At 62.8% G+C, this 9,796-nt stretch carries 11 protein-coding genes; 5 read left to right on the forward strand and 6 right to left on the reverse strand.

Annotation, left to right across the window (positions count from 1 at the left end; all coding sequences use genetic code 11):
• Positions 1 to 8 precede the first annotated feature (8 nt).
• The 5 genes from B9A19_RS14895 (at position 9) to B9A19_RS14915 (ending at position 4,608) form a co-directional block, all read left to right on the forward strand.
• The gene (locus B9A19_RS14895; RefSeq protein WP_084091607.1) at positions 9 to 509 is read left to right on the forward strand and encodes a rhodanese-like domain-containing protein; all 501 of its coding nucleotides are present in this window, start codon (positions 9 to 11) and stop codon (positions 507 to 509) included.
• Positions 510 to 511: 2 nt separating this feature from the next.
• A complete protein-coding gene (gene epsC, locus B9A19_RS14900) occupies positions 512 to 1,498 on the forward strand; it encodes a serine O-acetyltransferase EpsC (protein ID WP_084091609.1) in 987 nt (328 codons plus the stop codon).
• The gene (locus B9A19_RS14905) at positions 1,495 to 1,722 is read left to right on the forward strand and encodes a helix-turn-helix domain-containing protein (protein WP_084091611.1); all 228 of its coding nucleotides are present in this window, start codon (positions 1,495 to 1,497) and stop codon (positions 1,720 to 1,722) included. Before epsC ends, B9A19_RS14905 begins: the two co-directional genes overlap by 4 nt.
• 197 nt (positions 1,723 to 1,919) lie before the next feature.
• Positions 1,920 to 2,849 (forward strand): family 2A encapsulin nanocompartment shell protein, encoded by a 930-nt coding sequence (locus tag B9A19_RS14910; RefSeq protein WP_084091613.1) that lies wholly within the window; start codon positions 1,920 to 1,922, stop codon positions 2,847 to 2,849.
• Entirely contained in the window at positions 2,824 to 4,608 is a 1,785-nt protein-coding gene (locus B9A19_RS14915) for a family 2A encapsulin nanocompartment cargo protein cysteine desulfurase (protein WP_084091615.1), read from the forward strand. Before B9A19_RS14910 ends, B9A19_RS14915 begins: the two co-directional genes overlap by 26 nt.
• A 94-nt stretch (positions 4,609 to 4,702) precedes the next feature.
• On the opposite strand, the gene tauC is transcribed toward B9A19_RS14915, so the two are convergent.
• The 6 genes from tauC to B9A19_RS22625 form a co-directional block, all read right to left on the reverse strand.
• On the reverse strand, positions 4,703 to 5,539 hold the full coding sequence (gene tauC, locus B9A19_RS14920; RefSeq protein ID WP_084091617.1) for a taurine ABC transporter permease TauC: 837 nt from the start codon (positions 5,537 to 5,539) through the stop codon (positions 4,703 to 4,705).
• A gap of 2 nt (positions 5,540 to 5,541) precedes the next feature.
• Positions 5,542 to 6,345 (reverse strand): taurine ABC transporter ATP-binding subunit, encoded by an 804-nt coding sequence (gene tauB / locus B9A19_RS14925; protein ID WP_084091619.1) that lies wholly within the window; start codon positions 6,343 to 6,345, stop codon positions 5,542 to 5,544.
• Positions 6,346 to 6,389: 44 nt separating this feature from the next.
• Positions 6,390 to 7,382, reverse strand: a complete 993-nt coding sequence (gene tauA / locus B9A19_RS14930) for a taurine ABC transporter substrate-binding protein (protein WP_084091621.1) — start codon at positions 7,380 to 7,382, stop codon at positions 6,390 to 6,392.
• Positions 7,383 to 7,551: 169 nt separating this feature from the next.
• On the reverse strand, positions 7,552 to 8,142 hold the full coding sequence (locus B9A19_RS14935) for a malonic semialdehyde reductase (RefSeq protein ID WP_084091624.1): 591 nt from the start codon (positions 8,140 to 8,142) through the stop codon (positions 7,552 to 7,554).
• A gap of 72 nt (positions 8,143 to 8,214) precedes the next feature.
• Entirely contained in the window at positions 8,215 to 9,285 is a 1,071-nt protein-coding gene (locus tag B9A19_RS14940; protein WP_084091626.1) for an ABC transporter substrate-binding protein, read from the reverse strand.
• Between the two features lie 61 nt (positions 9,286 to 9,346).
• Positions 9,347 to 9,796 (reverse strand): hypothetical protein (locus tag B9A19_RS22625; protein WP_217807080.1); only part of this gene is annotated, 450 nt, incomplete at its 5' end.

Raw genomic sequence — 9,796 nt, forward strand, 5'->3', positions numbered from 1 at the left:
GAAGCCGCATGGCGACCGCAACCCTCAGCCCCGTATCCAGCCCTGCTGCCCAGCCCGCCGCAGAATCCAATCTGACGCTCGACGTGGCCCGCCATCGTGCCGCGCAGGACAACCTGCCTTTTGCCGGCAGCGTTACCCCCTTGCAGGCATGGCAGCTGGTGAACAGCGGCGCTGGCCGGCTGGTGGATGTGCGCTCGCCCGAGGAAGTGAAGTTTGTCGGCCATGTGCCTGATGTGCTGAACGTACCGTGGGCCTCGGGCACCTCGCTCAACCGCAATCCGCGCTTTGTAAAAGAGCTGGAAAGCAAGGCCGGCGGCAAGGATGCCGTGCTGCTGCTGCTGTGCCGCAGCGGCAAGCGCTCGGCCGAAGCAGCAGCTGCAGCGGCCAAGGCCGGCTTCAGCAATGTATTCAACGTGCTCGAAGGGTTTGAAGGCGAGCTGGATGAACAACACCGCCGTGGCGCGCTGGGTGGCTGGCGCCACCACGGCCTGCCGTGGCAGCAGGACTGACCATGCGCGCAGAAAAAGAAGGGCTCGCAGCCAGCACTGCTTTCGACATTCCCGCCCACAGCACCTTGTGGCCGCTGGAGCAGATTGTGACCGAGCTGCGTGCAGCCCGGGCCGACTGGCGTCAGGCGCAACAGCGCCAGCCCGAGCCCAGCAGCCGCGAGCTGCCCTCGCGCGACGTGCTGGAACACCTGGTGCGCGATCTGCGCGGCGCGCTGTTTCCACTGCGCCTTGGCCCGGCCGATCTGCGGCCAGCCAGCGAGGATTTCTACGTTGGTCACACGCTGGATGCCGCGCTGAACGCACTGCTGGCACAGGTGAAGCTGGAGCTGCACTTTGCCAACCGGCACAACCAGAGCCGCGAGCTGGCCGCGCAGATCGAGCACAAGGCCAACGGCATCGTGCGCGAATTCGCACTGCGCCTGCCTCGCATCCGCCGTCAGCTCGACAGCGATGTAGAAGCGGCTTACCAGGGCGACCCGGCCGCGCGCAGCGTGGATGAAATCCTGCTGTGCTACCCCGGCATCATCGCCATCATTCACCACCGGCTGGCGCATGAATTGTATGCACTGGGCGTACCGCTGCTGGCGCGCATCGTGGCCGAGCTGGCGCATGCCGAAACCGGCATCGACATCCACCCCGGCGCGCGCATCGGGAACGGTTTCTTCATCGACCACGGCACCGGCGTGGTGATCGGCGAAACAGCCGTCATCGGCCAGCGCGTGCGGCTGTATCAGGCGGTCACGCTGGGCGCCAACCGCTTCGACGTGGATGACGATGGCACCTTGCTCAAGGGTTTGCCGCGCCACCCGCTGGTCGAAGACGACGTGGTGATCTATGCCGGCGCCACCATTCTGGGCCGCGTCACCATCGGTGCCAGCTCGGCCATCGGCGGCAACGTGTGGCTGACGCGCAGCGTGCCGCCGGGCAGTGTGATTACCCAGGCCAGCCTGCGCCAGGAACGGGCCGATACCCCCGAGGTGCAAACATGAAGCGCTACGACCATTTCGGCCGCATCGTCCGCCACGCGCGCGAGGCGCGTGCGTGGTCGCAGGAGGCGCTGGCCGAGCACGCCGACCTCAATCGCTCTTACCTGGGCGAAATCGAGCGCGGCGATGTCGTCCCCTCGCTCAACACCATGGCCAAGCTGTCGCATGCGCTGGGTGTCAAGCTGTCCGAGCTGGTCGCCCGCTGCGAGGAAAGCACGATTTTCTAGGCAAGCGCCCGACAGCGGCCAGCAGCCAGGCCATACCACCCAACCACCCCGCAAACCCTTGCCATTAGCCGCTTTCAGCGGTGAAGGGTTTGCTGCGTGCATGCCTGGTGGCGATAGCATGTTGAGCCTGGAGTAAGAATCAAAGGATATTTGCTTATTCCTTTTTTACCTCAACCCACCCATCCAGGAGTAGTTCGATGTCCTCGCAACACGACGCACAACTGGCGCTCGGCGACAACGCCGCCCGGCAACTTGCCAACGCCACCAAGACAGCGCCGCAGCTTTCCATCATCACCCCGCGCTGGCTGACCCATTTGCTGCAATGGCAGCCGGTCGAAGCCGGTATCTACCGCCTGAACAAGGTAAAGAACCCGCGTGACGTGCGCGTGGCCTGCTCGCAGCGCGATGAAGCCGAGCTGCCGTCCACCTTCGTCGATTACGAAGAACAGCCGCGCGAGTACTTCCTGAATGCGGTCACCACCGTGCTGGACGTGCACACCCGCGTCTCCGACCTGTATTCCAGCCCGCATGACCAGATCAAGGAGCAGCTGCGCCTGACGATCGAAACGATCAAGGAACGCCAGGAAAGCGAGCTGATCAACAATCCGGATTACGGTCTGCTGGCCAATGTGGCCGATGAACAGCGCATCTCCACGCTGACCGGTGCACCGACACCGGACGACATGGACGACCTGATCACCAAGGTGTGGAAAGAGCCGGGCTTCTTCCTGACTCACCCGCTGGCCATTGCCGCCTTTGGCCGCGAATGCACCCGCCGTGGCGTGCCGCCCCCGACCGTCAGCCTGTTTGGCTCGCAATTCCTGACCTGGCGCGGCATTCCACTGGTGCCGTCGGACAAGGTACCGGTCGAAGACGGCAAGACCAAGATCCTGTTGATCCGCAGTGGCGAAAAGCGCCAGGGCGTGGTTGGCCTGTTCCAGCCGGGTCTGGCTGGAGAACAAAGCCCGGGCCTGTCGGTGCGCTTCATGGGCATCAACCGCAATGCCATCGCGTCTTACCTGATTTCGCTGTATTGCTCGCTGGCCGTGCTGTCGGATGACGCACTGGCTGTCCTCGATGATGTGGAGATCGGCAAGTACCATGACTATCCAGATACCTACAAGTGAAGCGGTTCCGGCAGGCCTGCCGGACGAGCTGAGCTTGGCGCAACTGGCTGGTGAATTCTTTGCCGCCCTGCCGGGCAACCCGCTGGACGAGCTGCGCAACCGGGCTACGCCGCCGCGCGCGGCCGAGCCGGCCATCGTGCTGGGCAGCGGCTCGCCCACGCTGGCGCCCGCAACGCCGCCGAGCGAAGCACCGGCGGGTGTCGGCGTACCACGCAGTAGCAGCGCCACACCCGGCGTACCGGAAGGCTATGCTGCCGCCTTGCCAGGTGTGCCGGCACCATCGGCACCAGCCGCCAGTTCGCCGTTTTATTTCCTCGATCAGGGCAATGGCTACCCGACTGGCGATGTGGCTGTGCCGGGCGCCATCACCGCACAGCCGTCCGGGTTTCCGGGCGACGCGGCCTTGCGCGCGCTGCTGGCGGAAATCGACCATCGTGCGCCGGCCCAGCAGCAAGGCGGCAACGGCAGTCATTTCTACTTTCTGGATCATCTGGCAGCACAGCCGGCAACGCCACAAGCCGGCGCGCCACAGACACCCAGCGCAGCGGGCTTTGACGTCAATCTGGTACGGCGGGATTTCCCCATCCTGCAGGAACGGGTCAACGGCAAGCAACTGGTGTGGTTCGACAATGCAGCCACGACACACAAGCCGCAATCGGTGATCGACCGGCTGGCGTATTTCTACGCCCATGAGAACTCCAACATCCACCGCGCCGCGCATGCACTGGCGGCACGGGCTACCGATGCCTACGAGGCAGCGCGGCAAAAGGTAACCAAGTTCCTGGGCGCAGCCTCGCCGGACGAAATCATCTTTGTGCGCGGCGCCACCGAGGCCATCAACCTGGTTGCCAAAAGCTGGGGTGCGGCCAATATCGGCGCGGGTGACGAGATCATCGTCTCCAACCTGGAGCATCACGCCAACATCGTGCCGTGGCAACAACTGGCGGCCGAGAAAGGCGCGAAAATCCGCGTGATTCCGGTCAACGACAGCGGGCAATTGCTGTTGGATGAATACCGCAAGCTGCTGAACAGCCGTACCAAGCTGGTGGCGGTCACGCAGGTATCCAACGCACTGGGCACCATCACGCCGGTCGAGCAGATCGTGGCACTGGCGCACAGCGTGGGTGCCAAGGCACTGGTGGATGGCGCGCAGGCGGTGTCGCACCTGCGCGTGAACGTACAGGCCATGGACGCGGATTTCTACGTGTTCTCCGGCCACAAGGTGTTCGGCCCGACCGGTATCGGGGTGGTTTACGGCAAGAAGGCCATTCTCGACAACATGCCGCCGTGGCAAGGTGGCGGCAACATGATTGCCGACGTGACTTTCGAACGTACGGTGTACCACGGTGCACCGGCACGCTTCGAAGCCGGCACCGGCAACATCGCCGATGCGGTCGGTTTGGGTGCAGCCATCGACTACGTGGAGCAACTGGGCCTCGACAACATCGCGGCCTACGAGCATGCCTTGCTGGAATACGCCACCCACTATCTGCGCACCATCCCGGGCCTGCGTCTGATCGGCACTGCGGCCCACAAGGCCAGCGTGGCGTCGTTCGTGCTGCAGGGCTACAAGACCGAGGAAGTGGGCCACGCCTTGAACGAAGAAGGCATTGCGGTACGCTCGGGCCACCATTGCGCGCAGCCCATCCTGCGTCGCTTTGGTGTCGAAGCAACCGTGCGGCCGTCGCTGGCGTTCTACAACACCTGCGAGGAAGTTGATCGCATGATCGCGGTACTGCGCCAGCTCACAAGGCGTTGATACCGGCAAGACTACGGGCACCTTGCTTGCGCATGGTGCCCGTTTTTCATTCTGATCGCGTTGAATCAGGGCGAAAGGTATTCGCCCCGGCGCATCAAGCGCGGCCCTGCCACGGAATCAACCTGCGCTGCAGCGCCCGCAAACCCAGCTCCAGCGCAAACGCGATCAGCGCGATCACCAGTATGCCCAGCACCACCACATCGGTGACCAGAAACTGCGCGGCAGACTGCACCATGAAGCCCAGCCCGCGCGTGGCGGCGACCAGCTCGGCCGCCACCAGCGTAGACCAGCCGGTACCAAGGCCGATGCGGATGCCGGTGAGAATGTCCGGCAAGGCCGATGGCAAGATCACGTGGCGGATCAGTTGCCAGCGCGTGGCGCCAAACGACAGCGCGGCACGGATACGGGTCTGATCGACATTGCGTACACCGGTCGCAGTGGCAATGGCTATCGGCGCAAAGATGGCCAGATAGATCAGCAGCACCTTGGACAGCTCGCCGATGCCGAACCAGATCACCACCAGCGGCAGATATGCCAGCGGCGGAATAGGCCGGTACAGCTCAATCAGCGGATCGAGCACGCCGCGCGCTACGCGCGACAGGCCGATGGCCACACCCACCGGCACCGCCAGCAGCACCGCAGCCAGCAAGGCGGTAACGATGCGCAAGCCGCTGGCACCCAGATGCTGCCACAAGGTGGCATCCATATAGCCCTTGGTGGACACCAGCCACAGCTTGGCCAGTACGGCCTGCGGCGACGGCAGGAACAGCGGCTGTATCAGCCCGGTGGCGGTAATGCCCCACCACAAGGCAAGCACGCCCAGTATGGTCAGCACACCAATAGGCAATGGCCGCCGGCTTTGCGGGGCCTCATCCTGTACACGTTCGGGCGCGGCAAAATCGTGCTCGCCCAGGGTCAGTTCGGCGCTCATGATCAGGCTCCGCTCGTATGGGGTTGGCGATGCGCAAACACGCGTGCCAGCACATGCTCACGCGTGGCGATGAATTGCGGGTCGGACTTGATGCTGCGCGCAGATTCACCCGCCGCGTAGCGCTGGCCGAAATCAAGGCTGAGCCGCTCGACAATGCGGCCCGGCCCCGGCGACATCAGCACCAGATCGGTAGCGAGGAACACTGCCTCTTCGATATCGTGCGTGATCAGCAGAATGCGCTTGCCGGTTTCACGCCAGATGCGCAGCAGCAATTCCTGCATCTGTTCGCGGATGAAGGCATCGAGCGCGCCGAATGGCTCGTCCATCAGCAGTACGCGCGGGTCGGCAGCCAGCGCACGCGCCAGGCCGACGCGCTGGCGCATGCCGCCCGACAGTTCCCAGACGCGGCGCCCGGCATAGCCCTGCAAATCAACCTGTTGCAATACCTGACGTGCCCTCACCTCGCGCTCGCGCCGGTCCAGCCCACGCAATTGCAGGCCGAAGGCCACGTTGTCGAGCACATTCAGCCATGGCAACAAGGCATCATCCTGAAACACCACGCCGCGCTCGGCGCCCGGCCCGTCCACCGGTTGCCCATCCAGCGTGATATGGCCGCTGGTGGGTTTGATGAAGCCGGCCACCAGATTGAGCAAGGTGGTCTTGCCGCAACCGGATGGCCCAAGCGCCACCACCAGGCTTTCCGGCTGGATGGTGAGCGACACGTCGTGCAGCGCCGCGTGGGCAGTACCGGGATAACGCACCGAGACACGGTCGACGATCAATTGCGCAGCATGGGCAGCAGTCATGGCATTACTCGTGCAAAAGCCGGGCGGCTGTCCGGCTTGGGTGATTACTTGACGGCAGATTTTGCAAAGCCCGGGTTCACGTATTCGGCATAGCTCTGCTGCACGCTATCAACCTTGCCTTGCTCCTTGAGGAAGGCCGAGGTATCGGTCAGCGCCTTGACGGTGGCCTTGCCGAGGATATTGGTCTGCTCGCTGGCGGTCGGGTAGCTGTTGCCTTCCAGCAGGCTGGCCACTTCCTCCGGCTTGGAGCCAGTGAGGCGGGCAATTTTTTCCACGCGGGCCGCGTCACTCACGAAACCCTTGGGATTGGCGCGGTAATCGGCATAGGCCTTGAGGGTGACCTTGGCGAATTGCTCGACAAACTTGGGGTTCTTCTCGGCAAAGTCCTTGCGCACAACCCAGGCATCAAAGGTCGGCGCACCCCACTTGGCCACATCGGACGAGCTCACCAGGATCTTGCCGTTTTCCTTCGCCTTGCCCAGTGCCGGGTCCCACACATAGGCAGCATCGATGTCGCCACGCTGCCATGCGGCAGTGATTTCGGATGGGCGCAGATTGATGATCTGCACCTTGGCCGGGTCGATCTTCCAGTGCTTGAGTGCAGCCAGCAGGCTGTAATGCGTGGTCGACACAAACGGCACGGCGATCTTCTTGCCCGCCAGATCAGCCGGCTTGGCAATGCCGCTGCCGTTGCGCACCACCAGTGCCTCGGCCGAGCCGATCTGTGCGGCAACGAGGAAGGTTTGCAGCGGCACCGAGCGGCTGGCTGCCGCAGCCAGCGGGCTGGAGCCGACATAGCCGATCTGCACATCACCCGATGCAACGGCAGTAATCACCTCTGCGCCGCTCTCGAACTTGCGCCAGTTGATCTTGCTGCCGGTGGCTTTCTCGTACAGGCCATCGGCCTGCGCGACCTTGGCCGGCTCTACCGTGGTCTGATAAGCCACGGTGACCTCATCGGCGGCAGCGGCAAACCCGGCTGTCACGCCAAGCAGCAGCGCCGGCAGCCAGCGCTTGAAAGTTGTGAAGGTGTGCATGGGGTCATCCTTTTGTTATTCGCAGCACGCAACTGCGTGGCATCGGTATTCATTCAACCACTACACCAAAAATACAAAAAGGAATATAAAACTATTACATAATAAAAATTGGAAATAAAAAGCCAGCAACGGAAGCGGGACGGACTAACCAGTGCATGGGATTAACTCGTCAACGCAGCTGCACCGCGGTTGCAAACGTGTGGCGCGGCAGGCGTTCGGCTTCGTCCTGCCGGTCGGCATATCCCAGCGCCAACAGCAGCACCGATGTGCATTCGCCATCGGGAAACAGCCAGCCATCAAGTGCATCGACGGGAAAGCCACCCATCGGACCCGCATCCAGCCCCAAGGCGCGGGCGGCCAGGATCAGGTAGCCCGCCTGCAGCAGCGCATTGTCGTGTCCGGCGGGCGCGATCTGCTCGGGCTTCTGTTCGAAATAGCCGCGTGCATCAAAAGCGGGAAACAGGGTGGGCAGATGCTGGTGAAACTGCTTGTCCCATGCCACCACGGCGGTTACCGGGGCGGACAGCACCTTGTCGCGGTTGCGGCCCTTGAGCAAGCCGGCCAGATGCTCGCGTTCGGCCTGGCTGCGGATGAACACAAAACGCGCCGGCTGTGCGTTGAAACCGGTCGGTCCGTACTTGACCAGATCGTACAGCGCATAAAGCGTGATTTCCTTGACCGGTTGATCAAGAAAGCGGTCGGCCGAACGGGCATGGCGGAAGAGCTGATCCAGAGCACGAAAATCGAGGGCGTGGGTCATGGCATTGCATCATCAAAAAGAAAAGATGCCGCAGCGTGCCTGGCAACGCTGCGGCGCAGAGCGGTCCGAGGCTTACTTCTTCGGGTTGCCGTTGGCGTCGAACTCCGGCCAGTAGCCTTCCAGCTTCAGTTCCTTCACTGCGTTGTTCACATACTTGGGCTCGATCCAGCCATTGATGTCGACATCGCGGCGGATCAGCTTGTAGCGCTTGCTTTCGTCAATCGAGCGCTTGAGCGAAGCCACATGGTAGTCATCCAGCAGTGGCGTATTGCGCTCCTTGAGCGTGTAGCCCTCCCAGCTCTTCACGTAGTCCGAGTAAGGCACCGCGCCGGATTGGCCCCACAGTTTGAACAGCGGATCACGGTTCTTTTCGTCCGAATCCCACGCGGCCTGCTTGACCAGCGCATTGACCACGCGCTGCACAATGTGCGGATATTTCTTCTCGAAGTCTTCCGATACCCAGAACGAGGTCACACTGGTGATCTTGGGATCGCGCGGAATCTCGAACAGCCGTTTGGCAATGCCGCGTGCCTCCAGATCAAAAGGCGAGATCAGCGTGCCCTCGATATCCTTGGTCGCCAGCGCTGCCTTGGTGGTGTCGTTGTCCATGCTGATCACCTTGAAGTCTTTCTCGGTGTAGCCGTATTTCTCCAGCACGCGCGCCAGCGACAACTGCCCTGCCGTGCCCTTGAAGGTAGCCAGGCGCTTGCCCTTCAGATCGCCCAGATTCTTGGCCTCCGAATCATTGGGCACTACGAAGTAGGTGTTGCCGAAGCGGCCGGCGCTCAGAATGATCTTGTGTTTGAGGCCGGTGGAGCGCCCCACGATCAGCGGCAAATCACCGTGGCCGGCAAAGTCCACCAGCCCGTTGGCAAACGATTCGTTCACCGCCGGGCCAGCGCCCGGGAAGAACGACCATTTCACCTTGATGCCGTCGGCCTTGAATTCCTGCTCCAGCACGCCCTTGATCTGCGCGGTAGCGAGGAAGGTGCCGGTGCCCAGCGGGCGGCCACCGGTGCCTGCACCGGGGTAAGCAATGCGGATTTCGGCCGGTTTGTCTTCGGCATGGGCCTGCAGCGCCAGCGCAGCGCCCAACAGCCCGGCAGCAAAGGCTGCGATGCGGGTAAAGCGGATGAATGTCATGTCTTGTCCCTTATGAAATGAGGTGTGCGCGGACCGGACCAACGCGGGCCCGGCGCGGCGGTCAGAACCCGTACTGGAACTGCGCCAGCAGCTCGTTGTTCGTCTTCTGCGCCGGATTCCCGTAGCGGTACTGGTTCAGGTTGATCTGCAGCTTCGTCGTCTCGGCAAAGAACACATTCAGACCCGCCGTCCAGATCGTCGTCTCGTCATTGCCCACATCACGGTTCGGGTCCCAGCGGTCCCAGCGCACAAAGCTCTGGAACGACGTCGGCCACCAGTCGTCGTACTTGGCCTGGCCCTTGAAGCTCTTCACCCATTGCTCGCCCCAGGTGTAGAAGGCGGTAAAGGTCTGGCCGCGGCTTTTCACTTCGTTGCCCAGTTTGGTGGTGGCGATTTGCGCCGTGCCGGTGAGGGTGTCGTCACGCCCTTCCACCTGTTCGTAGGTGAAGCCGATCGGGTCGTGGTTGTAGTAGATGTCGAAGCCGTAGCGGTCGCTCTTGCCGGTGCTGCG

The organism is Andreprevotia lacus DSM 23236, from assembly GCF_900176275.1.
In the GTDB taxonomy this organism is placed as follows: domain Bacteria; phylum Pseudomonadota; class Gammaproteobacteria; order Burkholderiales; family Chitinibacteraceae; genus Andreprevotia; species Andreprevotia lacus.